Origin of the sequence: Nonomuraea sp. NPDC052634, from assembly GCF_040678535.1 — a bacterium.
In the GTDB taxonomy this organism is placed as follows: Bacteria; Actinomycetota; Actinomycetes; order Streptosporangiales; family Streptosporangiaceae; genus Nonomuraea; species Nonomuraea fastidiosa.
Map to the genome: position 1 here is coordinate 154,488 of NZ_JBFATY010000009.1, position 25,465 is coordinate 179,952.

The following is a 25,465-nucleotide window of genomic DNA, read 5'->3' on the forward strand; positions in this document are numbered from 1 at the left end:
AGAACCCATGCTGTGGTCGGGCTGGGGCGACCCGGCCAAGGCCCGCGAGCTGCCGGACCAGGTCAAGAAGCTGCTGGGCGACCTGCTCGGCGTCCGCGCGCCCGTCGCTCCCGCCGCCGCCCTGGAGGAGGTGCGGCTGCCCCCGATCGCCCTCACCGAGGCCCTGCTCGGCGCGCTCGCCGGCGTCGTCGGCGAGCAGCACGTGCTGACCGGGCACGAGGACCGCGTCCGCCACACCCGCGGCAAGTCCACCCCCGACCTGCTGCGCATGCGCGCCGGCGACGGCGGCGACGCCCCGGACGCCGTGGTGCTGCCCGGCTCGCACGACGAGGTGGCCGGGCTGCTGGAGCTGTGCTCGCGCGAGCGGATCGCGGTCGTGCCCTTCGGCGGCGGCACCTCCGTCGTGGGCGGCCTCGCGCCGAGCGGGCGCGACCGCTTCGCCGGGGTCGTCGCGCTCGACCTGCGGCGGCTCGACCGGCTGCGCTCGGTGGACACTGAGTCGATGCTCGCCGACTTCGAGCCGGGCGTGCGCGCGCCCGACGCCGAGCGGCTGCTCGCCGCGCACGGGCTGACGCTCGGGCACTTCCCCCAGTCCTTCGAGTACGCCACGCTCGGCGGCTTCGCCGCGGCCCGCTCGAGCGGCCAGGCGTCCGCCGGATACGGCCGCTTCGACGACATGGTGGCCGGGCTCACCCTGGCCACCCCGACCGGCACGCTCGAACTCGGCCGCGCACCCAAGTCGGCGGCCGGGCCCGACCTGCGCCAGCTCGTGCTCGGCTCCGAGGGCGCGTTCGGCGTCATCACCTCGCTGCGGCTGCGGGTGCGGCGCGCGCCCGCGGAGCGGCGCTACGAGGGGTGGCGCTTCCCTGCGTTCGCCGCCGGGTCGGCCGCCGCGCGGGCGCTCGCCCAGGAGGGGCCGCTGCCGGCCGTGCTGCGGCTGTCGGACGAGACCGAGACGATGGTCGGCCTGGCCGATCCCGAGGCCATCGGCTCCGGCGGTCCCGGCGGCTGCCTCATGATCACCGGGTACGAGGGCGCCGACGTGGAGCCGCGCCGGGCCCGGGCGTCGGCCGTGCTCGCCCGGTACGGCGGCGAGCCGCTGGGCGAGGGGCCGGGCCAGGCGTGGGAGCACGGCCGCTTCTCCGCGCCGTACCTGCGCGACTCGCTGCTCGCCGCCGGCGCGACCGTCGAGACGCTGGAGACGGCCGGCTTCTGGTCGAACCTGCCGCGCCTGTACGACGCCGTCAGGCTCGCCCTGCTCGGCGCGCTCGGCTCGCCGCTGGTGCTCTGCCACATCTCCCACGTGTACGAGACCGGCGCCTCGCTCTACTTCACCGTCGTCGTCGCCCAGGACGGCGAGCCGGTGGCGCAGTGGGAGCGGGCCAAGGAGGCGGTGAACGCGGCCGTCGTCGAGGCAGGCGGCACGATCACGCACCACCACGGCGTCGGCCGCGACCACCTTCAGGCCTACGGGCGGGAGATCGGCCCCGTCGGGGTGCGGATCCTGCGCGCGGTCAAGGAGTCGCTCGACCCCGAGGGCGTGCTCAACCCCGGCGTGCTCATCCCGTAGGCGGCTCCGGCGCGGCACCGGCCGGGTCTACGAGGCCGGCGTATCGGGTCAGGTGTCCTCGCCCGGCCGTATCGCGTCGGCCTCGGCCAGCGCGGCGGCGGCTTCGCTGTAGTGGTGCTCGGCCTCGTACACCGCGGCCAGCGTGTGCAACGAGGCGATGAGCGGCGCGCCGCCGATGGAGCGGGCGGCCGCCACCGCCTCCTGCGCCATCGGCAGCGCCTCCGTGGAACGTCCCCATGACAGAAGCTGCCGCGCGGTCGTGCGGAGGCAGCGCACCAGGAGCTCGGTGTGCTCGCGAGGCGACTCGTCGGCCAGCATCCGCGCGCGGGCGATCGCCTCGCGGAAACCGTTGAGCGCGGTGCTTCTGCTCCAGCGCGGTCGGGTTTGCGCGAATGCCAGCAAACCCTCGATGGCCTCTACGCCGGAAGTGCCTTTTCGGGTCGCGTCATCCGGGCCCTTACGGCTCATCGGAGCCTCCCCTCGGCGATCCCAACCGCTTGCTTGGGGGAGGAAGGCTACACCATTGCGAACCTTCTGTGTTCCGTACGGTACGGAGCGTTCAGGTCGCATGGAAGGTAGATCACGGTAAAGATGTGGTCATGGTGGAAGTAGCGGCTGAGCGGGGAAAGCAGCTTTCGTCCCGGGTGTCGGAGGAAGGGGCGGGCTGGGCATGCTCGCAGATTGGGACGTTTCAGCAGCTCAGACCGGATCGCAAGGGCTTCAGCTGGTTGAATCCCGCGACGTTGTGGCGCTCGCGTAACGAGGTGCTCGCGTCCTTGTTCGGCGATCCTTCCGGGCAGGTGCGCAAGCGGTGGATCGAGGCGCAGAAGGCCCGCGGGATTGATCCGGAATTTCGCATCAAGCCGCCTGTCGGGGGAAATTTCTCTTTCCTGTTACTGGGCGATACCGGCGAGGGCGACGCGTCCCAGTACGCCGTTGTTCCGGGCATGCTGAAAGTCGGTTCCGGCACGTCCTTCGCCATCATCGCCAGTGACGTGATCTATCCGACCGGATCCGGCAACGAGTACGGCGACAAGTTCTTCCGTCCGTACCAGGATTACGACGCGCCGATCTACGCGATACCGGGAAACCACGACTGGTACGACGGGCTCGGCGGCTTCATGCGGGTCTTCTGCGACGCCCCGCCGCTCAAGCCCGTGCCGGACAAGGGGCTGCGCGGGCTGCTGTGGCGCAAGCCCGACCCCATCGACGAGGAACGGCTCGCCGAGGCCCGCAAGCTGCGCGGCAGGCCGTCGCAGCAGGCCGAGGGCCAGGCCGCGCAGCCGGGCCCGTACTGGGCGATCGAGAGCGAGAGCCTGCTCATCGTCGGCGTGGACACCGGCATCGGCAACGTCATCGACCGCGACCAGACCGAGTGGCTGCGCCGGGTCTCGCGCGACCCGCGCCCGAAGATCCTGGTCACCGGTAAGCCGATCTACACCGGCAACGAGTACAAGCCCTCACCGCTGGAGGACGGCGGGACCATCGACGACATCGTCCGCGACCCCGCGCACCGCTACGTCGCGGCCATCGGCGGCGACGTGCACAACTACCAGCGCTACCCGGTCAGGCTCGGCGACGGCCGGGTGATCCAGTACGTCGTCTCGGGCGGCGGCGGCGCGTTCATGCACGCCACCCACACCATCGAGCGGGTGGACGTGAACGGCGTGCACGAAGACGACTTCAGGTGCTATCCGCTGCGCGGCGACTCGCTGTCGTTCTACAGCCAGCTCTACGCCCGCAGGCTGCGCATGCCGTGGCTCTACCTGACGCCCGCCGAGGCGGCGTGCATCATGAACGAGCGCATCAAGAACGCCCCGGTCAGAACGCCCACAGGACCGGTGCGCATCACCCGGCGCATGCGCTGGGCGGCGCGGCTGCTCGGCGCCTGGACGTGGCCGCTGCGGCTGCCGGTCGACCGGATGTTCCACCGCTACCTGTCGGAGCTGTCCGACTGGGACACGCCGCCGTTCTTCAAGCAGTTCCTGCACGTCTCGGTGACGCCGCAGGAGCTGACCCTGCGCTGCTTCGCCGCGACCGGCTGCCTGGGGCAGGAGCTGAACCCGCCGCTGGAGGACGAGGTCCGCATCAGCCTGGCGTGCTGATTGTCGGAGCCGTTTGGCACCCTGGTGGCGTGTACGTGGTGCTCGCGGGGGACACGGTGCTGCCGGTCGGCGGCGCGCCGCGCCGTCCCGCCGTCCTGGCCGACGCGGTGCGCGAGCTGGAGGCGGCCGAGTCCCCCCGGTGGGTGTGGGCCGACACGCGCGAGGCGTACCCGCCGCTCATCGAGCGGGGCGTGCGCGTCGGGCGCTGCCACGACATCGCCTTGACCGAGCGGCTGCTGCTCGCCTACGAGGGCCGCCACGACGAGCCGCGCTCGGCCAGGGCCGCCCACGCCAGGCTGCACGGCCTGCCGGTGCCCGACGAGCGGCCGAGCGAGCCCGGCACGCTGTTCGCGCCCGAGCCGCCGTCGGCCGAGCTGGTCGCCGAGGTGCTCGACGACCAGCTCAGGCGCATCGCCGCGCTGCCGGAGCCGGGCCGGTTCCGGCTGCTGGTCGCGGCCGAGTCCGCGGGCGCGCTGGTGGCGGCCGAGATGTCCCACGAGGGCATGCCGTGGCGCAAAGACGTCCACGACGCGCTGCTGACCGAGCTGCTCGGGCCGCGTCCCGTCCACGGCATGCGGCCGGCCAAGCTGCAGGCGCTGGCCGACGAGGTGGCGGCGGCGTTCGGCCATCCGGTCAATCCCGACTCCGCGCAGCAGCTCATCAAGGCGTTCAAGGGCGCGGGCATCTCGCTCAAGACCACCAGGTCGTGGGAGCTGAAGCAGATCGACCATCCGGCCGTCGCGCCGCTGCTGGCGTACAAGGAGCTGGCGCGGCTGCACAGCGCGCACGGCTGGGCGTGGGCCGACCAATGGGTGCATAAAGGCCGGTTCCGGCCCGAATACGTGGTCGGCGGCGTGGTGTCGGGCCGGTGGGCCACCAACGGCGGCGGCGCGCTGCAGATCCCGAAGGCGATGCGGCGGGCGGTGCTGGCCGACGACGGGTGGGTGCTGGTCGTGGCCGACGCCGCCCAGCTCGAGCCGCGAGTGCTCGCCGCGATGGCCGGCGACGGGCGGCTCGCCGAGGCGGCGGGGGAGATCGACCTGTACTCCGCGCTGGCGAAGTCGTTCGGCGGCGAGCGGGCGCACGCCAAGATCGCGATGCTGTCCGCCATGTACGGCGGCACCAGCGGCGACGCCTCCCGGCTGCTCGCCGTCATGCGGCAGCGCTTCCCCAAGGCGTACCAGTTCGTGGAGGACGCGGCCAAGGCGGGGGAGGAGGGCCGGCTCGTACGCTCCTGGCTCGGCCGCACCTGCCCGCCGCCGTCCGCGCGGTGGAAGGAGCTGGTCGCAGGGCCCGAGGGCGCGCGGGCGGCCCGCGACCGCGGCCGCTTCACCCGCAACTTCGTGGTGCAGGGCACGGCAGCCGAGTGGGCGCTCGCGCTGCTCGCCGTGCTGCGCGGGCGGCTGCCCGAGCCGGCCAGGCTGGTGTTCTTCCAGCACGACGAGGTGATGGTCCACTGCCCCGCCGAGCAGGCCGAGGAGGTCACGGCGGCGGTCGGGGTGGCGGCGGCCGAGGCGACCAGGCTGCTGTTCGGGCGGACGCCGGTGCGCTTCCCGATGGAGACGGTCGCCGTCTCCTGCTACGCCGACGCCAAGTGACACCCCGGCCGCATCGTCGCGGATCCCGCCTCAGCCCGTCTGGGCCCGCAGCCGGAGGGTGCGCGGTGCGGGCCCAGGGTGCGGTGCGGGCTCAGGGGGCGGTGCGGGCTCAGGGGGCGGTGCGGCGACGTACGGCGAGCAGCCAGAGGCCCGACAGCCCGGCCATGACGGCGACGACCAGCCCGAGCACGCCGTAGCCGAGCAGGCCCACGATGGCGCCCGCGACGATCGTGCCGGTGGCGCCGCAGACGTTCATCAGCAGGTCGGACAGGCCCTGGACGGCGGTCCGCCGCTCCAGCGGCACCGACTCGCTGACCAGCGCCGAGCCCGCCACCAGCCCGCACGACCAGCCGAGTCCGAGCAGCACCAGCGCCGCCGTCACCTGCCACACGCGGTGCCCGGCGGTGCCCGCCAGCGCGGCGGCGCTCACCAGCAGGGCCATGCCGAGCACCAGCACCGGCACCTTGCCCGCCTTGTCCGCCAGCCAGCCGACGACCGGCGACAGCACGTACATGCCGGCGATGTGCAGGCTGATCACCAGGCCGATGACGTCGAGGTTCGAGCCGTCGTGGTGCAGCTTGACCGGGGTCATCGACATGACCGACACCATGGCCGTGTGGCTCACCGCGATCATGACGAGGGCGTGGCGGGCCATCGGGGTGGTGCGCAGCGCCTGCAGGCCGGTGCGGATCATGCCCCGGCGCTTGCCGCCTTCCTCGCGGGTGCCGTGCAGCTCGCGGGCCAGCGCGAGCGGGTCAGGACGCAGCATCCCCAGTACGACGACCAGCGCCAGCCCGAAGGCCAGCGCCGCGAACGCGAACGGCCCCGCCTTCTCCACCAGCCCGAGCCCCACGCCGAGCTCGTCGGCGGGCTCGGCGAGATTGGGACCGGCGACCGAGCCGATGGTCGAGGCCCACACCACCAGCGACAGGTGCCGGGCCGAGCGGTCGCGCGGCGACAGGTCGGTGGCCGAGTAGCGGGCCGCCAGGTTCGCCGCGCTGCCGCCGCCGACCAGCACCAGCCCGGCCAGCAGCAGCGGCCACGTACGCAGGCTGATCGCCAGCACCGAGACCAGGCAGCCGGCCAGCGCGGCGAAGTACGCGAGCGACAGCCCGGCCCGCCGCCCGCCACGGCCCGCCGCCCTGGCGGTGGGCAGCGCGAGCAGCGCCGCGCCGAGCACCGTGGCCGTGCCCGCGAACCCGCTGATCACCGTCGAGCCCGACAGCTCGTCCACCACGACGGAGCTGAGCGCGAGCCCGACGGCGACGCCCACGCCGCCCACGATCTGCGACGCCGAGAGCACCGCCAGCGTGCGGCGCTGGATGCGGACGATCCGCTCGGGAAGGGGTGCGGTGGATTGTGTGGGGGCACTGGTCACGCGTGAAGTCTCGCATAACCCCTAACAACACCCCATAGGGGACAGTGCGCCTCTTTCCGGCGGATGCCCGGCCCAGGCCGAGCGCGCCTCTTGCGGGGCGGGTGTGCCGCCGTGCCGGCCGCGCCTCCTGCGGGGCGGGTGTCCACCGTGCCGGCCGCGCCTCCTGCCGGGCGGGTGTGCCGCCGTGCCGGTCGCGTCTTCTGCCGGGCGGGTGTGCCGCCGTGCCGGTCGCGTCTTCTGCCGGACGGATGCGCCGCCGCGCCGATTGCGCCTTTTGCCGGGCGGATCCACTTGCCGGGCGGATCCACCGGCTCGCCGAGCAGACGGGGCTGGGCGGATCCGCCACCGTGTCAGAGGATCGTCACCGGGTCGCCGACGGCGATGTGACCCGGGCCGTCCGGGATGATGTTGACGCCGAACCAGACCTTGCCGTCCCGCTTGCGGTAGCGCGACAGCGTCCTGATCGGCTCCTTGCCCTTGTCGCAGGTGTCGGGGTCGATGGTGGTGAGCACGCACCGCGCGCACCCCTTGACGGCCCGGAACTCCACCTCGCCGATGCGCAGCCGCTTCCACTCGTCCTCGGCGAACGGCTCTAACGGCATCCCGTCGACCACCACGTTCGGCCGGAACCTGCGCATGGTCAGCGGCGCGGGCGGCTCCTCACCGCGTTCGAGCGCGTCCTCGGTGATCCAGTCGTTGAGCCTGGCGAGCGAGGCCGCCGAGGTGAGCAGCAGCGGGAAGCCGTCGGCGAGGCTGACCCGATCGTCCGGCCGCCCGTAGTCCGGGTCGACGGGACGACGACGGGGGTCGTCCAGCCACTTGAGCCGCACCGGCCGTCCGACCAGAGCCGTCAGCCACGCGGCGGCGTCCTCGCCGCAGTCGGTGAGCTCCACCTCGCGCCCCCACAGGGTGACGGGGGAGAGCGCGGCGGGGGATGGGGTCACGGTCAGCGGCTCGGCGTGCGGCCCCGTCAGCGTGAGCGTGTCACCGTCGAGCAGGGGGACGATGGACAGCAGCCGCGGCTCGGCGCGGGCGGTCAGGGTGCGGCCGTCGGCGTCGGCGATGAGGTAGCGGCGGTCGCCGGCCAGCCCCCACGGCAGCACGTCGGCCTCGCTCACCTCATGACCCGTGGTGGATTTGACGGGATAGTACGAGATGCTCGCCAGCTTCATACGGCAGACCGTATCTCCACCTCAGGCGATTGCCGAAGGGGGTTTTCGCGGCGCTCCAGGGCCGCCGACAGCGCGGCCGCGGCGAGGGCGGCGACGCCGATCGCGGCGCCGATCCAGGCGACCGAGGCGTACCCGAGCCCGGCGTCGATCGCCAGGCCGCCTGCCCAGGGCCCGGCGGTGATGCCGACGTTGAAGGCGGAGACGTTGAAGGCGGCGGCCAGCGTGGGCGCGCCCTTGGCCAGCGCGAAGGGGCGGGCGTTCAGCGCCGGGTTGGTGCTGAAGCCGAACGCGCCGAGCAGGAAGACCAGCGGGATCGCCAGCACGGCGACGCCGGCGGACAGCCACAGGGCGGCCGAGGTGAGCACGAGACCGGTGATGCCGGCGAACAGCAGCGGGAACGGCCGGGCATCGCCGATCCTGCCGCCCAGCGTGATGCCGATCAGCGAGCCGACGCCGTACAGGCCGAGCACCACGGGCACCCAGACCTCGTCCAGGCCGGTGACGTCGGTGAGCAGCGGGCTCAGGTAGCTGAAGCAGGCGAGCAGCGCGCCGGTGCTCAGCGCGGTGATGCCGTAGGCGAGCAGGACCCGCGGCCTGGCGATCGCGCGCAGCTCGGTGGCCGCGCTCGGGGCGTCGTCCGCGTCGGGGCGGCCTCCGGGGATGGTGGCGAGCACGCCGATCGCGGCCAGCACCGTCAGCCCGGCGACCGCCCAGAACGCCGCACGCCAGCCCATGTGCTGGCCGATCAGCGTGCCCGCGGCCAGGCCGACGACGGTGGCCACGGTGAGCCCGCCGGCCAGCACGCTCATCGCCTTGACGCGGGAGGTGGCCGGCACCAGGCCGATCGCGGTGGCGGCGGCCACGGCCCAGAAGCCCGCGTACACGAAGGCGCCGATCACGCGGGTGGCGAACAGCACGGCGTAGTCGGCGGTCAACGCGCCCGCCACGTGGGACAGCGCGAAGATCGCGAGAAACGTGAGCAGTACCGTACGGCGCGGCATCCGGAGCGTGGCGACGGCCAGCAGCGGCGCGCCCACCAGCATGCCGATGGCGAACGCCGAGATCAGCAGGCCCGCCTCCGGGATGGACACGCCGAGGTCGGTGGCCATACCGGGCAGCAGCCCGGCCAGCATCAGCTCGGACGTGCCCTGCGCGAAGATCGACAGGCCGAGGATATAGATGGCCAATGGCATGGCTACCTCCTTCATTTTGAATTGATCAGTACAAAAACCGGGCATGAAAAAATCAGAAGACGCTCAGCGCGACGTTCGCCGTCGATTCGAGCGTCTGCTTGTCGGCGCCGGCCCGCGCCATCACCCGCAGGCCGTTGACCGTGGCGGCGACGAAGCGGGCCAGCGCCAGCGGATCATGCCCCGAGTCCACCTCGCCGCGCGTGCGCGCGGCCTCGATGCCGGACCTGAGCAGCTCTATGCGCTTGGCGTTGTCGTGGCGCAGCAACGCGGCGATCTCGGGGTCGCGGGGGCCGAGCTCGATGCTGGCGTTGACCACCATGCAGCCGGCCGGTTCGTCGGGGGCGGGCTCGACCGCCCACCAGAGCACGGTCTTGACCTTCTCCTTGATCGGCAGGTCGCTGTCCATCAGCTCGGCGAGCGATCGGTTGTGCACGTCCATGTAGTGGCGCAGCGCGCGCATGAACAGATCGTGCTTGCTGGCGAACGTGTTGTAGATGCTGCTGCGGCCGAGGCCGGTCGCGGCGCACAGGTCCTGCGTCGAGGTGGCCTCGTAGCCCGCGTTCCAGAACGCGCGCATCGCCGCCTCGATCGCCTTGTCCTCCTCGAACTTCCTCGGCCGTGCCATGCACCGCATGCTACCGGTTTTGGACTGATCGATGCAATACGTCAGGCGACGGGCTGGAACGTGTCCAGGAACACCTTCCGCGTCGCCGCCTGCTCGTCCCACCGCAGATCGGGCAGGTCGAACGTGATCTTGTGGGCCAGCTCGGTGCCGAGCGCGGCGTACCTGACCAGGGCGTGCATGGGGACGCCCTGGTCCGTGGTGTAGGTGTACTCCCAGTCGGCGGCCGGAGTGCCCCGGTACTTCACGGCCTGCAGGCGCACCTGGATGTAGTTCTCCCTGCCGCCCTCGGCCTCCAGCTTGCCCAGCTCGGCCACCCCGCCGTCGGGCTGCGGGACGGCCTTCTCGACCACGATCCGCATGTTCGAGTCCTTCGGCCCGCTGAACGTGGCCACGCCGCCCGCCACCGACAGCTTCCAGTCCTGCGGCACGGCGGCGGTGAACCTGGGGCCGGCGTGCTCCTTGTAGCCGTTCGGCACCGGAGACGGCCGGCCCGCTTGTGCGGCGGTGCTCGCGGCCGACGGCGCGGCGGACACCGGGGCCTCGCCGGAGCCGCCGGTCAGGACGACCGCGAGGGCCCCCGCGACGACGGCCACCGCCGCCACGGAGCTGCCGATCGCCAGCGGCGTCGGGCGGCCGCCGCGCATCCACAGCCCCTCGTCGTCCTCTCGCCTGCGCCGGCTCTTGCCGGTACGCGGCTCGACCGGCGGCAGCGATGTCAGGCTGCCCTTGCTGACCTCGGCGCTGATGTTCCTGGACAAGTCGGCCAGGTCGTCGGGCGTGGGCGGCGGCCACGGAGCGGCGCCCGAGGTGCGGCTGTCGGTGGTGAGGGGGAGTATCGGCTGCGGGCGCGGGCCGCTGCCGCCGTCGAGGTCGTCGTCGAAGTCGCGGGCCGGGGGAGTCGGGGGCGGCGGCGCGCCGAACGGCTGCTGCTGCGGTCCCGACGCCCCGAACGGAGGTTGCTGCGGTCCCGACGCGCCGCCCAGGGAGTCGTAGGGGCCGGACGAGCTTGCGAGGGAGTCGTACGACGGCGCGGACGATCCGCCGAGGGAGTCGTACGACGGCGCGGACGGGCTGCTGAGCGAGTCGTACGACGGCGCGGACGAGCCCCCGGCCGAGGTGTAAGGACCGGACGAACTCGCCAGGGAGTCGTATGGCCCGGACGCGCTCGAAGGATACGGCCCCGACGAGCCGGCCAGTGAGTCATAGGTGCCGGGTGCGTCGCCGGTGGCGGGCGGCTGCGGCAGCCGGTCGGTACGGTGGCTGCCCGACGGGCTCGTCATCCCCTCGTACGGCATCGAGTGCCCGCCCGACGGGCTGCTCACAGGGTCGTACGGCACCCGCACGGGCCCCGACGGCGTCTCCACGATGCGCGAGGGCAGCGGCCCGGACGGCGGCTCCAGCGGCGGCAGCAGGCCGGCCGGCGTGGAGTCGGTCGGGCTCGGCAGCGTCTCCGGCGTACGCGGCCGCGGCGCGCCGTGCGCGCGCAGCACCGCCTCCAGCATCTCCATGACCTGGTCGATGGTCAGCCGCTCGGCCGGGTTCTTACGCAGCAGGCCCTCGATCACCGGCCGCAGCGCGCCCGCCCGCTGCGGCTTGGTCGGCTCCTGGGTCAGCACCGCGCCGAGCACCGCCACCGGATCCGGCCCCTCGTACGGCGGCCGCCCCTCGACCGCGGCGTACAGGGTCGCGCCGAACGACCACAGGTCGGCGGCGGGACCGATCGGCTGGCCCGACAGCCGCTCCGGCGGGATGTACGCGGGCGAGCCCATGAGCAGGCCGGTCTGCGTGATCGTCACATCGCCCTCGATGGCCGCGATGCCGAAGTCGGTCAGCACCACCCGGTCGGAGGTCAGCAGCACGTTGCCGGGCTTGATGTCGCGGTGCAGGATGCCCGCCGCGTGCGCGTGCCTGAGCGCGTCGAGCACCCGGATGCCGATCTCGGCCGCCTGGACCACCGGCAGCGGGCCGCTCTGGCGTACGGCCTGCTCCAGCGACCACGCGCGCACCAGCTCCATCACGATCCAGGGCCGGCCGTCCTCCTCGACCACGTCGTGCACGGTGACGATGCCGGGATGCGTGAGCCGCCCGGCCGACCTGGCCTCGCGCAGCATGCGCCGGTGCGCGATCTGCCTGCCCGCGTTGTCCAGCCCGTACGGCAGGATCAGCTCTTTGACCGCGACGTCACGGTCGAGCAGCACGTCATGGGCGTGCCACACCATGCCCATGCCGCCCCTGCCCACGGGCGACAACAACCGGTAACGCCTGCCGATCAAGCGTCCCTGGCTCTGCGGAGCGCCGCCTCCCGTGGTGCCCCCGTCTGGGCCGGGTCCGCTGAGCAAGCGGTCGGCTGCCATCTTCCGCCCCCATCTCGCCTCATCCGTCACGTGCGTTCTTCACGCTACTTGCAGATTATGGAGGATCGTCACGATATCGGCGGTAAATGAACAAGGGAAGGCGAGGCGCGCTGACACCATTCCTGACATGCGGAAATATCAGTAATAAAATGGATCACTTACGCATATCGGACAGCGCGTGGAGCGCTCTCACAAAGGCCTCGACGGGCGGCTCGACCAGGCCCGCGCCGACCTGCCCCGTGCCCGCGACCCGGCCCGCGATCCCCGTGTTGACCACCGGCAGCAGCCCTGTCCGGGCCACCAGCGCGACGTCGATGCCGACCGGCGTGCCGCGGAAGCCGAGACCGGGGATCTGGTAGGCGGGATGCTCGGCGAGCGTGATCTCGTACATCGAGCGCGTGGCCCGCACCGCGTCCGCCACCTCGCCGCCCACGAACCGCACGATCGCCGGCGCCGCCGCCATCGCGAAACCGCCCAGTCCCGACGTCTCCGTGATCGTCGAGTCGCCGATGTCCGGATTAGCGTCTTCGGGGCCGTACGTACCGAGATAGAGCCCATGCGGCACCCCCGCGGGCCCGGTGAACCAGCGCCCGCCCAGCCCCGAGACCTGCACCCCGAAGTCGGTGCCGTTGCGCGCCATCGCCACCACCAGCGACGAGCCGGGCACGTCGCGGGCGGCGTCGGTGCTCACCTTGGCCGCGGCCATGCCCGCGTTCAGGAAGAAGTGGTCGTTGCCGTTGATGAAGCGCAGCACTTCGGCAGCCTCGCCGGGCGCCGCCTCCACGATCGCCGGGGCCAGCTCGCGCAGCAGCAGCGAGGTGGCCGCGCGGTTGCGGTTGTGCAGCTCGTCGCCCATCTGCAGGGCCTGCGCGATCAGCGCGCGCAGGTCGATCGGCCCCGTACGCTCAAGCGCCCCCGCCAGCGCCGGGCCCAGCACCTGGTCCATCCAGCGCAGCCGGTCGAGCACCTCGGGTCCGTACGCGCCGTAGCGCAGCACCTTGCCCAGGCCCTCGTTGAGCGAGCAGTACGCGGTGCCGCCGTGCTCGGCGTCGCGCACCTCGAACAACCACATCGACGGGCTCACCACGCCCGCCATCGGGCCGACCGCGCCGTGCTCGTGGCAGGGGCGCAGCTCGACCGCGCCCGCCGCCAGCCGGTCCGCCGCGTCCTCCTCGTCGGCGGCGAGACCTTCGAGCAGCATCGCACCGATCAGCGCGCCGCGCATCGGCCCCGACGCCCGCTCCCACGTGATGGGCGGGCCCGCGTGCAGGAACACGCCGGGTTCGAGGACCCCCGACGCCCGCCGCACGCCCACCAGGTGCGGGCGGGCGGACGTCAGCCGCCCGACGGCCACCGCGTTGGCCTCCTGCCTGCGCGGATCGGCGAGCACCCGGGCCAGCGCCTCGGCGGTGCCCGGCAGCGGCGGACGCCACGCGACCGGTGTCGTCGGCACGGCCTGTGCGCGCAGCGCCTCGTCGAGCAGCCCCGCCCCGACGGTGATGACGCGGGGCGGCCCGTCGAGCAGGCGCGGCTGAGCTGTCATGACAGGCTCCCGGCGAGAAGGACGGCGCGGGCCCGCCCGCGCCGTGCGGGCGCACTCCCGGCGTGGCGGGCGGTTCGCGGGCTCACGGCGGGCTTCCTGTTGCGGCGGGCGGTTCGCGGGCTCACGGCGGGCTTCCTGATGCGGCGGGCGGTTCGCGGGCTCACAGCAGGCTCCTGGCGTGGCGGGCGGCCTGGGCGTTGGAGACGAAGACCGACGCGCCCGCCTCGCGGAACGCCTGCGCCTGCCGGTCCACATCCTGCGGGTCGCCCCGGGTGCCGATCAGGGCGATCACCACCGTGGCCGGCGTACGGGCGATCGCGGGCGCGAGCGAGGCCGCCGGGTCAGGGTCGGCGCCGTGGCCGAGGACGACGTCCATGAGCACCACGTCCGTCTCCACAGCCCGGGACAGGGTTTCCACGCGCAGCGTCGGGTCGATCATCGGATGGGCGCGGCCCCTGGTGTAGGCGTCGTCGCCGAAGTCCACGAAGTCGCCGGTGCCGGCGAGCAGCGCGGCCTCCGCGCTCAGCGTGCCGCCGGCGTACAGGCCCTTGAGCGTTTTGGCGGCGGGGCGCGGGCCTGGCTCCGCGAGCCAGGCGGGCCACTCGGGGACGGCCCTGCCGAGCGCCCGCAGCACCTCCTCGGCAGCCCCAGTCAGATCAGGCGCTGTGAGATCAGGCGCTGTGGGGTCCGGCGCTGTGGGGTCCGGCGCTGTGGGGTCCGCCGCCGCGGGGTTCGCCGCCGCGGGGCCCGCCACTGCGGAGCGCGACGCCGCATCGGGGCGGTTCACGCCGAGAAGCGCGCGTACGACCGGCGTGCGCAGCGGTAGTTCCGCCACCGAGCGCGCCACCTCGGGCGATGGCGGCTTGGAGACGAGCACGATGAGCTCGGTGGCCGGGTCGTCGTCGAGCATGCGCAGGGCGCGCCGCGTGGACAGGCCGCCCACCTCGGCCGACAGGTCCCTGCCGCCCACGCCGAGCACGTGGCTCACGCCCACGCCCGCCCAGTCGAGCAGCGACGTCACCTGCTGCGCCCCCGTGCCGGACGCGGCCACCACGCCGACGGGGCCCGGCGACAGCACGTTCGCGAAGCCCAGCCCGGCGCCGGCGATCACGGCGGTGCCGCAGTCAGGGCCCATGACCAGCACGTCCTTGGCCTCGGCCAGCTCCTTCAGCCACCGCTCCTGCTCGACAGGGACGCCGTCGCTGAAGATCATGACGGGCAGTCCGGCCTCGACGGCGTCCAGCGCCTCGAAGAAGGCGTACTCGCCGGGCGTCGAGACCAGCACCAGGCCGGCGGGTTCGCGGGCGGCGGCCGAACGGGTGGTCAGCGGCGGCTGCTCCGAAGCCGCCGTCCCGGCCGGCTGCGCCGTCGCCGTGAGCAGCCGCTCCGCCTCCTCGACGGCCGGGCCCGCGTCGTCGGCGCGTACCGCGATCACCAGGTCGGACGGCCCCGCGTCCGGCACCTGGAAACCCATGTCGCGCAGGATCGAGACGTTGAGCTCCGTCGCCATCGCGACCATGCCGGCCGTCACGCCGGGCAGCTCCGACAGGGCGCGGCTGACCCGCATGAGCGTCACCGAGTCGTGGTAGGCGCCCCGCCGTACCAGCACCACCGGCTCGCTCATCCCGCCGCTCCCGAGGAGGCCGCGAGCGACAGCACGGTGCGCGCGCCGATACCGATGCCCTGCGCGAGGTCCGCGCCGGAGGTGTGGCCGAGCCGGTACAGGCGGCGCAGCGCGGGCGCGAGCGCCTGCCGCCCGGCCAGGCCGCGCAGCACGGCGAGCACCTCGGGGCTTGCCTCGCCCCTGGCCGCGCAGTGCAGCAGCGTGGCGGAGATCGGTGTCGTACGGGTGCGGGCGTCGTACGTCACGGTCGCCGCCAGCCAGTCCGCCAGCCACACGGCCCGCCCCGCGCCCGCCGCCCCGCCCAGGTGCCGCAGCGCCACCAGCAGCCCGGCGAGCACGTCGTCGCCGCTCGGCGTCAGCCCGGGACCCAGCCCGACGAGCCGCTCGGCCGCCGTCACCGCGCCGAGCAGCCACCCCTTCGCGCAGCTCTCGGCCAGCAGCTCAACGGAGGCGTCACCGGCCAGCCCGGCGCCGGGAGGGTCGGTCAGCTCGTCTGCGGCCCGCGCCAGCAGGTCGCGGTCCAGCGGGGCCAGGGGCGGCGACGGATCCCACCACCGGCGTACGGTCAGGCTCAGCGGGCCCAGCTCGATCGCCCGGTCGCCCACCGCCGCGTCGTCACCCATCGTGAGGTTCGGCAGCGGGCCGGCCAGCACCACGGAGTTCGGCAGCCGGGTGGCCTCACCCGTGATCACCGCGATCACCGACGGTTCCGCCTCGGTCCTGACCTCCAGGTAGACGCCCTGGGAAAAGGCCGCGAGCACCCGCGCGGGGCGCCGCTGGGACTCCAGCAGCGCGCGCACCGCCGTGCTCGCCGCGCCCGTGACGTGCACGCGGGTACGCCGCGCATGAGTACTGACGGTCACCTGACCTCCCAACCGACCTTGGAAGTGACCGTAGAACGGCGGCCGGAACCCTCCGTACGGGTAAATTTGCCAACAGTGAGCGGGAAGGTTGGCTCTTCCTGACAGACGGCCGCCGCGTCACAATCAGCTCATGGAGCCCCCCGTCCGCCTCGCCAGCACCGGCACGATCATCCACGGCGTATCCGTCGGGGAGGTGCTCGGCGCCTCCACCCTCGCGGGCGCGCGGCTGATCGCGGGCGAGAGCGGGCTCGGCCGCATCGTGCAGCGGCTCAACGTCATGGAAGTGCCCGACATCCTGGCCTGGGTCAAACCGCACGAGCTGCTGCTCACCACCGGCTACCCGCTGCGCAACACGCCGCAGTCGCTCGGCAGGCTGGTGGCCGACCTCGACGAGCGCGGGCTGTCCGCGCTGGCCATCAAGCTCGGCCGGTACGTCGACGAGCTGCCCGACGAGATGGTCGAGCAGGCCGACAGGCTCGGCTTCCCCCTCATCCTGCTGCCCAACGACGTCGGCTTCGACGACATTCTCAACCAGGTGCTGACCGACATACTCAACCGGCAGGCCGCCGTGCTCGCCCGCGCCGAGGAGGCGCACCGGGCGCTCGTGCAGGTGGTCCTGGCCGGGGGCGGGCTCAACGAGGTCACCGCCGAGGTGGCCCAGCTCCTCGACGCGGCGGTGGCGGCCGTCGACGGCACCGGCCGCGTGCTGGCCACCGCCGGGCCGCCCGAGCACGTGACGGTGCTGCGCGAGTCGATCACCCACGAGGGCCCGCCCGCCTCGTCGCAGCCAGGACGGACGCGCTCGTTCGCGGCCGCACCGGTGCTGGCCGGCGGCCACCACCACGGCAGGATCGTCGCCTACAGCCCGTCCGGGGCGATCAGGGACGGCGACATCGGCATACTCGAACGCGCCGCCACCGTCGCCGCGCTCGTCGTCACCCGGCAGGAGGCGGTCAACGCCGTCGAGAGCAAATACCGCGCCGACTTCCTGCGCGACGTGCTCACCGGGCGGGCCGGCACCGCCGAGCGGGTCACCTCACGGGCGCGCGCGTTCGGCTGGAACCTCGCCCGCCCCGTCACCGTCCTCGTGGCCGAGCTCGACCCCGACGGCGACGAGCGCAGCGCCCAGGACCGGCTCGTCGCCTGCTGGACCGCCGCCATCAGGCGGCACGATCCAGAAGGCGCGGTCGCCGGGTTCTCCCACGAGGTCGTGGCCGTCGTGGACGCCTCGCTGGACGCCGTCAGGATCGCCAAGGACGCCGCCTCCGCCTTCGCCGACGTGCCGCCCGCCACCTTCTCCACCGGCACGTCGCGGCCCAGCCCGGGGGCGGAGACGCTGCCCGAGGCGTACGCGCAGGCGCTCAAGGCGGCCCGCGTCGGCCGCCAGCTCCACGGCCCGGGAGCGGTCGCCCACTTCGACCAGCTCGGCGTCTACCGGCTGCTGTCGCTCGTCAACGACACCGACGAGCTGCACGCGTTCGTCCGCGAGACGCTCGGCCCTCTCGCATCCGACGACGACGCCGAGAACGCCGACCTGCGCCGCACCCTCCAGGTCCTGCTGGAGACCAACCTCAACGTCGCCGAGACCGCCCGCCGGCTGCACTTCCACTACAACACCCTGCGCTACCGCATCGGCAAGCTCGAACGCCTGCTCGGCACCTTCACCGACGACCCCCACCTGCGGCTCAACCTCACCCTGGCCCTGCACGTGCTGCGCATGCGCGGCATCTGACGCCGTCTAGGCTGGTCGGTCGTGGACTTCGAACTGCGCGACGACTACATCCCGCTGTGCGACCTGCTGAAATACTGCGGGATCACCGAGACGGGCGGCATGGCCAAACAACTCATCGCCGAGGGCCTGGTGAAGGTGGACGGCGAAGTCGAGCTGCGCAAACGCGCCAAGATCCGCTCCGGTCAGGTGGTCAGCGGCGACGGGTTCTCGATCCGCGTGGCGTAACGGCTCAGGCGTTCACGAAAAGTCATCACGTCATTACTCGCCGTTTACTAGCATCGGTGCCGCAAAAAGAAACGGCCCCCTGAAGGGGGCCGTAAAGCCCGGGACGTGAGTGCCGGGCGTTCTTGACTCCATGCTAGGAGATAGTGGCTGTGCGTGACAAGCCGAATGGCACCGGCGGGCGTGTGGGCGTCTACATCGACGGATTCAACCTGTACTACGGGCTCAAGCGACTGAGCCGCCGTCGCGATCTCTGGCTCGACCTCGCCGGGCTCGCCGGCGACCTGCTGCGCGACGGACAGTCGCTGCAGCGCATCTGCTACTTCACCGCCATCGTGCGCAACGACCGGCAGGCGGCGGCGCGCCAGCGCGTCTACTTGGCCGCCGTGCGGAGCCGGGGCGTCGAGGTGGTGCTGGGGCGCTTTCAGGAACGACCCATCCAGTGCCGCGAGTGCGGCTGGATATGGCGCTCGTATGAGGAGAAGAAGACCGACGCCGCCATCGCCAGCTTCATGGTGGCGGACGCGGCGCTCGACCTGGTCGACGTGGTGCTGCTCATCTCCGCCGACACCGACCTCTGCGCCCCGATCGAGAAGATCCGGGCGATCGACGACCTGAGGGGGAGCAAGACCAGGATCGTCAGCGTGTTCCCGCCGGGCAAAGGCGCCGACGGGCTGCGCAGGTGCAGCGACGCCTGGTTGCCGCTCGGACAGGCGCTCATCCGCCGCTGGCAGCTTCCCGACGTGCTGCGCGGGCCGGATGGGGCGGAATATCGGCGCCCGGCGTACTGGAATTAAGGCGCACCCTCTATTGTGCTCTGCGACATATCTACGTGGAGTACCCGCTGGTCAGGCGGAGATTGAGGTGCGGGCGTGGCGTTGGGGTGGAAGGTGCACGGCGATGGCAAGCGCCTGACGCCGGGTGAGGTGGTCAGGCCGGACGAGCGGCTGAGCTGGCCCAGGATGGTGGGCATCGGTGCGCAGCACGTCATCGCGATGTTCGGTGCGACGTTCGTGTTCCCGCTGGTCATGGGGCTGGATGCGAACCTGGCCGTGATGATGTCGGGCGTCGCGACGATCCTGTTCCTGCTGATCGTCAAGGGCAAGATCCCGAGCTACGTGGGGTCGAGCGCGTCGTTCGTGGGCGCGGTGGCCGCGATCAGGGCGGCGGGCGGCGACGACGCGACCGTCACCGGGGCGCTGCTCGCGGTCGGGGTGGTGCTCGCGGCCTGCGGGTACGCGATTCACAAGCTCGGCGTCGGCATCCTGCACCGGGTGTTCCCGCCCATCGTCACCGGCGGGGTGGTCATGCTGATCGGGTTCGGCATGGCGTACGTGGCGGCCGACGTCTACTGGCCGAAGGACCCGTGGGTGGCGCTGCTGACGATGGCGGCGACGTTCGTGTTCATCGGGGTGTTCCGCGGCTTCCTCGGCCGGATCGGGGTGCTGCTCGGCCTGATCTTCGGGTTCGTGCTGTCGTATGTGTGGGACGTCGTCGGCGGGAAGATCACCGCGCCGGACGACAGCGGCCAGGTCACCGAGCACTTCCGGGTGAATCTCGACGCGGTGGCGCAGGCCGACTGGGTGGGGCTGCCGTCGTTCCACGGGCCGGTGTTCGAGGCGTCGGCGATCGTGCTGGTGCTGCCGGTGGTGATCGCGCTCATCGCGGAGAACGTCGGGCACGTCAAGGCCGTGGGCGAGATGACCGGCGCGGACGTGGACGCCTACATGGGCCGGGCGGTGATGGCCGACGGCGTGGGCACGGTGGTGGCGACCTCGGTCGGCGGCTCGGCGACGACCACGTACGCGGAGAACATCGGCGTGATGGCGGCCACCAAGGTCTACTCGACGGCGGCGTACTACATCGCGGCGGTCATCGCGATCCTGTTCGGGCTCTGCCCGAAGTTCGGCGCGCTCATCGCGGCCACGCCGGGCGGCGTGCTGGGCGGGGTGACGACCATCCTGTACGGCATGATCGGCCTGCTGGGCGCGAAGATCTGGATCGAGAACCGGGTGAATTTGTCGGACCCGGGCAACCTGGTGCCCACGGGCGCGGGCATCATCTGCGCGGTCGGCCCGGTGGCGTTCCCGATCACGGACACGTTCGCGCTGAGCGGCATCGCGCTCGGCACGATCGTGCTGCTGGTCGGCTACCACCTGCTGCGCGCCGTGCGCAGGGAGCCCGTCTCCTCGTAGACGACCCCTGACATCCCTCTCATGACACCCCTCACAGGGCGGGCCGGCGCATGTGCGCGATGTTGGCTCTGGTCGGCGGGGCAGATTTGGCAGATCATGCCCGTGTGGGTACGTGCCGTCCGGCCTAATGTGCCCGCAACGGTACGGGTCGCCGGCCCAGCGCCCAGCACAAGAGGGGCTTGCCATGGTTGTGGGATGGACCAAACACGGTGACGGCAGGCATCTGGCCCCCGGCGAGGTGGTCAGGCCGGACGAGCGGCTGAGCTGGCCCAGGATGGTGGGGTTCGGCGCGCAGCACGTCATCGCGATGTTCGGTGCGACGTTCGTCTTCCCCCTGGTGATGGGGCTGGACCCGAACGTCGCGGTGATGATGTCGGGCGTCGCGACGATCCTGTTCCTGCTGATCGTCAAGGGGAAGGTGCCCAGCTACCTGGGCACCAGCGCGTCGTTCGTCGGTGGCGTGTTCGCCATCAGGGCGGCGGCCGGCGGCGACACGGCCGGCGCGGACGCGATCGTGACGGGCGCGATCCTGGTGGCCGGGTTCGTGCTGGCGCTGGCCGGGCTCGCCATCCACTTCCTCGGGGTGGGCATCATCCACCGGATCTTCCCGCCGGTGGTGACCGGCGCGGTGGTGATGCTCATCGGGTTCGGCCTGGCGTTCGTGGTCGCGGACACCTACTGGCCGCAGGACCACTGGGTGGCGCTGGTCACGATGATCATCACGTTCCTGGTGATCGTGCTGTTCAAGGGCTTCATCGGGCGGATCGGCGTGCTGATCGGGCTGGTGGCGGGGTTCGTGCTGTCGTGGGTGCTCGACGTGACGGCGGGGCCGATCACGTCGGTGCTGCCGGGCGCGAACCTGCGCGACGCGTCGGGCGCGCCCTGCCAGGCCGAGGGCACGTACTGCGTGGCCACGGCGTTCCCGCACGACCGGGTGAGCTTCGACGCGGTGGCGCAGGCCGACTGGTTCGGGCTGCCGGACTTCCATGCCCCCGACTTCAAGACCTCTGCGGTGCTGCTCGTGCTCCCCGCCGTGATCGCGTTGATCGCGGAGAATGTGGGGCACGTCAAAGCCGTGGGGGAGATGACGGGCACCGACGTGGACTCGTACGTGGGCCGCGCCGTGACGGCCGACGGCGTCGCCACCGTGGTCACCAGCGCGGTGGGCGGCTCGCCGACCACGACGTACGCGGAGAACATCGGCGTGATGGCGGCCACGAAGGTCTACTCGACGGCGGCGTACTACATCGCGGCGCTGATCGCGATCCTGTTCGGGCTCTGCCCGAAGTTCGGCGCGCTGGTCGCGGCCACGCCGGGCGGTGTGCTCGGCGGTGTCACGGTCATCCTGTACGGCATGATCGGCCTGCTCGGCGCGAAGATCTGGATCGAGAACCGGGTGAACTTCGCCGATCCTGTGAACATGGTTCCGATCGGGGCGGGCATCATCCTGGCCATCGGACCGGTACAGCACGCCATCGGAGGCGACTTCATCCTGGAGGGCATCGCGCTCGGCACGATCGTGGTGCTGGGCGGCTACCACCTGCTGCGCGCCATCGCCGGGCGCAGCCCGGATGCCGTACGGAGCGAGGCGTGAAACCGCCGCCGTTCACCTACCACGCTCCGCGCGACGTCGGCGCGGCGCTGCGGACGCTCGCGGAGGTGGCGGCGGCCGGCGGGAAGGTGCTGGCCGGCGGGCAGAGCCTGATCCCCATGCTCAACATGCGGCTGGCCGCGCCCCCGCACCTGGTGGACATCAACCGGGTGGCCGGGCTCGACGGCCTGGAGGTGACGGCGGAGGGCGTACGCGTCGGCGCGCTGGTCCGGCACTCCGACGCCGAGCGAGCGGGCGCGCACCCGCTGCTGACCAAGGCGCTCAGGCTGGTCGCCCACCCCGTGATCAGGAACCGGGGCACGGTGGTGGGCAGCCTCGTGCACGCCGACCCGGCCGCCGAGCTGCCCGCGGTGCTGGCGGTGCTGGGCGGTCACGTGCGGCTGGCCCGGTGGAGCGACGGCGCCGAGTCGGTACGCGACGTGCCGGCCGCCGAGTTCTTCACCGGTCCCATGGAGTCGGCGGTACGGCCGGGCGAGCTGGCCGTCTCGGCTTTCTTCCCCGCCCTTGAGGAGGGCGCGGGGGCGGCCTTCCACGAGGTGGCGCGCAGGCACGGCGACTACGCGCTGGCCGGGGTGTGCGCGCTGGTCACGCCGGACGGGCGGGCGCGGCTGGCCTGCATCGGGGTGGGGCCGGTGCCGGTGGTGGTGGACCTGGACGACGCGCACGACCTCGCGGGGGCGGCGGCCGCCGTACGCGCCGCGACCGATCCTGACGACGACCTGCACGCCACCGCCGCCTACCGGCGGCACCTGGTGGGCGTGCTGGCCGAACGGGCGCTGCGCGAGGCGGCGCGGGAGGGGGCGCGGGCCGGTGACGCATGAGACCGTTCAGCAGAACGACACCCTGCACGAGATCACGCTGGTCGTGAACGGCACGGCCCGCAGGGCCCGGGTGCCCGCGCGCCGCCTGCTGTCCGACTGCCTGCGGCACGACCTCGGGCTGACCGGCACGCACGTCGGCTGCGAGCACGGCGTCTGCGGCTGCTGCACGGTGCTGCTCGACGGCCGCCCGGTGCGCTCGTGCCTGACGTTCGCGGTCACTGTGGACGGCGCCGAGCTGACCACCGTGGAGGGGCTGGCCGGTCCGGGCGGGCGGCTGTCGCCGGTGCAGCGGGCTTTCGCCGAGTGCCACGGCCTGCAATGCGGCTTCTGCACGCCCGGCTTCCTGTGCACGGTGACCGCGCTGCTGCGCGACAACCCGGCACCGGCCGACGAGGAGGTCGTCGAGGGCATCTCGGGCAACCTGTGCCGCTGCACCGGCTACCAGAACATCGTCAAGGCCGTGCGCCGGGCCGCCGAGCTGCTGGCGGAGGAGACATGAGCACACGGTGGCTCGGCGAGCCGGTGGCGCGCAGGGAGGACCCCAGGCTGCTCACCGGCCAGGGGCGCTACCTCGACGACCTCGGACGCGACGCGCTCGCGGCGGCGTTCGTCCGCTCACCGCACGCGCACGCCCGCATCCGCGACATCGACGTCTCGGGAGCGCTCGACGTGGACGGCCTCATCGCCGTCTACACCTGGGAGGACCTGCCCGAACGCGTCGGCCGGCCGCTGCCGCTGCTGATCCCGCACCCGGCGCTCACCCACGGCCGCACCGCGTACCCGCTGGCCAGGGACGTCGTCAGGCACGTCGGCGAGCCCGTCGTCATGGTGGTGGCGACCGACAGGTACGCCGCCGAGGACGCCTGCGCGCTCATCCGGGTCGACTACGAGCCGCTGAAACCCGTCGTCGGCCTGGAGGAGGCCGTGCAGGGGGCGCAGCTCGTGCACGAGGACGTGCCGGGCAACGTCGGCGCGCACCTCGTCCAGGAGGTGCAGTCCGCCGACGGGCGCGCCGCCAGGGAGGCCATCGAGAGCGCCCCGCACACCCTCGCGTTCCGTCTCGACATCGAGCGCAGCGCCAGCATGCCGCTGGAAGGCCGCGGCGTGTACGCCCGCTGGGACGGCCGCGACCTGCGCGTCTACTCCAGCACCCAGACCTCCACCAGCGTCAGGATGGCCGTGGCCGCCGCGCTCGGCCTGCCGCTGCCGCAGGTCGAGGTGATCGCGCCCGACGTGGGCGGCGGCTTCGGCGTCAAGATCGTGCACCCGTGGCCGGAGGAGATCCTGGTGCCGTGGGCGGCGATGACGCTGAACCGCGAGATCAAGTGGACCGAGGACCGCCGCGAGCACTTCGTGTCGTCGGCGCACGAGCGGGCCCAGGTGCAGTACGTACGGGTCGGCTTCGACGACGACGGCCGCCTGCTCGGCCTGGATGTGACGATTCTGCACGACCACGGGGCCTACACCCCTTACGGGATCATCGTCCCGATCGTCACCTCGACGCAGTTGCTCGGGCCGTACAAGCCGGGCGCCTACCGGGTCGAGTTCACCGCCGTCTACACCAACACCGTGCAGGTCACCCCGTATCGCGGTGCCGGGCGGCCGCAGGGCGTGTTCTGCATGGAGCGCACGCTCGACAAGATCGCGCGCTATCTGGGCAAGGACCGCACGGAGGTGCGGGCGGTCAACTTCATCCGGCCCGACGAGTTCCCGTACGACCAGGGGATGACCTTCCAGGACGGGCGGCCGCTCATCTACGACAGCGGCGACTACCCCGAGATGCTCCGCATGATCAAGGAGCTGATCGGCTGGGACTCCTTCGAGCGGCGTCCGGGGCGCGGCATCGGCATCGGCTGCTACGTCGAGGGCACCGGCGTGGGGCCGTACGAGGGCGGGCACGTGCAGGTCACCTCCGACGGCCGGGTGCACGTCTCGACCGGGCTCACCTCGCAGGGACAGGGCCACGAGACGGCCTTCGCCCAGATCGCCGCCGCCGAGCTGGGCGTCCCCATCGAGCGGGTCAGCGTGGTCACCGGCGACACGCGCCGCTTCGGGTACGCGGTCGGCACCTTCGCATCGAGGGCCGCCGTCGTCAGCGGCAACGCCATCGCGCTGGCCTGCAGGAAGGTCCGCGAGAAGGCGCTGCGCATCGCCGCCGACGCCCTGGAGGCCGACCCGGCCGACCTGACCGTCACCGACGGGGTCGTGCACGTCGCCGGCACGCCGTCGGCGTCCATTCCGCTGTCCACGGTGGCCGTGCTCGCCAACCCGCTCAGGTACGCCTTCGACGAGGAGGCGGCCAGGGCCACCCAGTTCAGCGGCGCCGCGGACCCCGAGAAGCCGCCGGTCGCCGAGGGCGACGAGCCGGGACTGGAGGGGCGCGACTACTACTCGCCGATCCGCTCCACGTTCGCGGCCGGCATGCACGCCGCCATCGTGGAGACCGACCCCGACACCGCCGAGATCAAGGTCGTCAAGTACGCGGTGGTGCACGACTGCGGCCGGCTCATCAACCCGATGATCGTCGAGGGGCAGATCCACGGCGGCGTCGCCCAGGGCATCGGCGGCGCCCTCTACGAGCGGATGATCTACGACCAGCACGGCCAGCTCGTCAACGCCTCGTTCATGGACTTCCTCATGCCGTACGCGACCGAGATCCCGCGCATCGAGACCGGCCACCTGGAGACGCCGTCGCCGCTCAACCCGCTCGGCGTCAAGGGCGCGGGGGAGGCGGGGGTGATCCCGGTGTCGGCGGTCATCGCCTCGGCCGTCGAGGACGCCGAGGGCATCCCGATCGACCGCATGCCGATCTCACCGTCCGACCTGTACGCGCTGCGGGTGAACCGGAGGCCATGAGG

Annotated in this window: 20 protein-coding genes; 11 read left to right on the forward strand and 9 right to left on the reverse strand. The window is 72.5% G+C overall.

What is annotated here, in order from left to right:
• Positions 1–7: 7 nt before the first annotated feature.
• The gene (locus AB0K67_RS31175) at positions 8–1,570 is read left to right on the forward strand and encodes an FAD-binding oxidoreductase (RefSeq protein WP_364067700.1); all 1,563 of its coding nucleotides are present in this window, start codon (positions 8–10) and stop codon (positions 1,568–1,570) included.
• Between the two features lie 48 nt (positions 1,571–1,618).
• Here the strand turns inward: AB0K67_RS31175 and AB0K67_RS31180 are convergent, their stop codons facing one another.
• Positions 1,619–1,972, reverse strand: coding sequence for a hypothetical protein (locus AB0K67_RS31180; RefSeq protein WP_364067433.1), 354 nt, complete (start codon positions 1,970–1,972; stop codon positions 1,619–1,621).
• A 545-nt stretch (positions 1,973–2,517) separates the two neighbouring features.
• Here AB0K67_RS31180 and AB0K67_RS31185 point away from each other — a divergent pair.
• Positions 2,518–3,675 (forward strand): metallophosphoesterase, encoded by a 1,158-nt coding sequence (locus tag AB0K67_RS31185; protein WP_364067434.1) that lies wholly within the window; start codon positions 2,518–2,520, stop codon positions 3,673–3,675.
• Between the two features lie 35 nt (positions 3,676–3,710).
• Positions 3,711–5,273 carry a bifunctional 3'-5' exonuclease/DNA polymerase gene (locus tag AB0K67_RS31190; protein WP_364067702.1) on the forward strand — a complete coding sequence of 521 codons (1,563 nt, stop codon included), beginning with the start codon at positions 3,711–3,713 and terminating at the stop codon, positions 5,271–5,273.
• 109 nt (positions 5,274–5,382) lie between these two features.
• Here the strand turns inward: AB0K67_RS31190 and AB0K67_RS31195 are convergent, their stop codons facing one another.
• The 8 genes from AB0K67_RS31195 to AB0K67_RS31230 form a co-directional block, all read right to left on the reverse strand.
• Positions 5,383–6,651 (reverse strand): MFS transporter, encoded by a 1,269-nt coding sequence (locus tag AB0K67_RS31195; RefSeq protein WP_364067436.1) that lies wholly within the window; start codon positions 6,649–6,651, stop codon positions 5,383–5,385.
• A gap of 350 nt (positions 6,652–7,001) precedes the next feature.
• Positions 7,002–7,823, reverse strand: coding sequence for an MOSC N-terminal beta barrel domain-containing protein (locus tag AB0K67_RS31200; RefSeq protein ID WP_364067437.1), 822 nt, complete (start codon positions 7,821–7,823; stop codon positions 7,002–7,004).
• Entirely contained in the window at positions 7,820–9,016 is a 1,197-nt protein-coding gene (locus tag AB0K67_RS31205; protein ID WP_364067438.1) for a Cmx/CmrA family chloramphenicol efflux MFS transporter, read from the reverse strand. The genes AB0K67_RS31200 and AB0K67_RS31205 overlap by 4 nt, the downstream gene beginning before the upstream one ends.
• Before the next feature lie 52 nt (positions 9,017–9,068).
• Complete coding sequence (locus tag AB0K67_RS31210) at positions 9,069–9,641, reverse strand: TetR/AcrR family transcriptional regulator (RefSeq protein ID WP_364067440.1); 573 nt, start codon at positions 9,639–9,641, stop codon at positions 9,069–9,071.
• A 41-nt stretch (positions 9,642–9,682) separates the two neighbouring features.
• Positions 9,683–11,914, reverse strand: coding sequence for a protein kinase (locus AB0K67_RS31215; RefSeq protein ID WP_364067441.1), 2,232 nt, complete (start codon positions 11,912–11,914; stop codon positions 9,683–9,685).
• Positions 11,915–12,149: 235 nt separating this feature from the next.
• Positions 12,150–13,538, reverse strand: a complete 1,389-nt coding sequence (locus AB0K67_RS31220) for a DUF1116 domain-containing protein (protein ID WP_364067442.1) — start codon at positions 13,536–13,538, stop codon at positions 12,150–12,152.
• Positions 13,539–13,698: 160 nt separating this feature from the next.
• Positions 13,699–15,162 (reverse strand): FdrA family protein, encoded by a 1,464-nt coding sequence (locus tag AB0K67_RS31225; RefSeq protein WP_364067443.1) that lies wholly within the window; start codon positions 15,160–15,162, stop codon positions 13,699–13,701.
• Positions 15,159–16,025 (reverse strand): DUF2877 domain-containing protein, encoded by an 867-nt coding sequence (locus tag AB0K67_RS31230; RefSeq protein ID WP_364067445.1) that lies wholly within the window; start codon positions 16,023–16,025, stop codon positions 15,159–15,161. The genes AB0K67_RS31225 and AB0K67_RS31230 overlap by 4 nt, the downstream gene beginning before the upstream one ends.
• 130 nt (positions 16,026–16,155) lie before the next feature.
• On the opposite strand from AB0K67_RS31230, the gene AB0K67_RS31235 reads away from it, so the two are divergent.
• From AB0K67_RS31235 to cutA, 8 genes are all read left to right on the forward strand, one after another.
• Complete coding sequence (locus AB0K67_RS31235) at positions 16,156–17,757, forward strand: PucR family transcriptional regulator ligand-binding domain-containing protein (protein ID WP_364067446.1); 1,602 nt, start codon at positions 16,156–16,158, stop codon at positions 17,755–17,757.
• Positions 17,758–17,778: 21 nt separating this feature from the next.
• The gene (locus AB0K67_RS31240) at positions 17,779–17,982 is read left to right on the forward strand and encodes an RNA-binding S4 domain-containing protein (RefSeq protein WP_364067447.1); all 204 of its coding nucleotides are present in this window, start codon (positions 17,779–17,781) and stop codon (positions 17,980–17,982) included.
• A gap of 149 nt (positions 17,983–18,131) precedes the next feature.
• Positions 18,132–18,776, forward strand: coding sequence for an NYN domain-containing protein (locus AB0K67_RS31245; RefSeq protein WP_364067449.1), 645 nt, complete (start codon positions 18,132–18,134; stop codon positions 18,774–18,776).
• A 75-nt stretch (positions 18,777–18,851) separates the two neighbouring features.
• Positions 18,852–20,174 (forward strand): solute carrier family 23 protein, encoded by a 1,323-nt coding sequence (locus tag AB0K67_RS31250; protein WP_364067450.1) that lies wholly within the window; start codon positions 18,852–18,854, stop codon positions 20,172–20,174.
• Positions 20,175–20,358: 184 nt separating this feature from the next.
• Positions 20,359–21,768 carry a solute carrier family 23 protein gene (locus AB0K67_RS31255; RefSeq protein WP_364067451.1) on the forward strand — a complete coding sequence of 470 codons (1,410 nt, stop codon included), beginning with the start codon at positions 20,359–20,361 and terminating at the stop codon, positions 21,766–21,768.
• Entirely contained in the window at positions 21,765–22,607 is an 843-nt protein-coding gene (locus AB0K67_RS31260; protein ID WP_364067452.1) for an FAD binding domain-containing protein, read from the forward strand. The genes AB0K67_RS31255 and AB0K67_RS31260 overlap by 4 nt, the downstream gene beginning before the upstream one ends.
• Positions 22,597–23,106, forward strand: a complete 510-nt coding sequence (locus AB0K67_RS31265; RefSeq protein WP_364067453.1) for a (2Fe-2S)-binding protein — start codon at positions 22,597–22,599, stop codon at positions 23,104–23,106. Before AB0K67_RS31260 ends, AB0K67_RS31265 begins: the two co-directional genes overlap by 11 nt.
• Positions 23,103–25,463 (forward strand): aerobic carbon-monoxide dehydrogenase large subunit, encoded by a 2,361-nt coding sequence (gene cutA / locus AB0K67_RS31270; protein ID WP_364067455.1) that lies wholly within the window; start codon positions 23,103–23,105, stop codon positions 25,461–25,463. The genes AB0K67_RS31265 and cutA overlap by 4 nt, the downstream gene beginning before the upstream one ends.
• The last annotated feature ends 2 nt before the right edge of the window (positions 25,464–25,465 follow it).

Bases quoted from the DNA above. Each gene is read 5' to 3' on its own strand.
- AB0K67_RS31175 (WP_364067700.1), top strand. From the start codon at position 8: ATGCTGTGGTCGGGCTGGGGCGACCCGGCCAAGGCCCGCGAGCTGCCG.
- AB0K67_RS31185 (WP_364067434.1), top strand. From the start codon at position 2,518: ATGCTGAAAGTCGGTTCCGGCACGTCCTTCGCCATCATCGCCAGTGAC.
- AB0K67_RS31200 (WP_364067437.1), bottom strand. From the start codon at position 7,823: ATGAAGCTGGCGAGCATCTCGTACTATCCCGTCAAATCCACCACGGGT.
- AB0K67_RS31205 (WP_364067438.1), bottom strand. From the start codon at position 9,016: ATGCCATTGGCCATCTATATCCTCGGCCTGTCGATCTTCGCGCAGGGC.
- AB0K67_RS31210 (WP_364067440.1), bottom strand. From the start codon at position 9,641: ATGGCACGGCCGAGGAAGTTCGAGGAGGACAAGGCGATCGAGGCGGCG.
- AB0K67_RS31220 (WP_364067442.1), bottom strand. From the start codon at position 13,538: ATGACAGCTCAGCCGCGCCTGCTCGACGGGCCGCCCCGCGTCATCACC.
- AB0K67_RS31225 (WP_364067443.1), bottom strand. From the start codon at position 15,162: ATGAGCGAGCCGGTGGTGCTGGTACGGCGGGGCGCCTACCACGACTCG.
- AB0K67_RS31235 (WP_364067446.1), top strand. From the start codon at position 16,156: ATGGAGCCCCCCGTCCGCCTCGCCAGCACCGGCACGATCATCCACGGC.
- AB0K67_RS31255 (WP_364067451.1), top strand. From the start codon at position 20,359: ATGGTTGTGGGATGGACCAAACACGGTGACGGCAGGCATCTGGCCCCC.
- cutA (WP_364067455.1), top strand. From the start codon at position 23,103: ATGAGCACACGGTGGCTCGGCGAGCCGGTGGCGCGCAGGGAGGACCCC.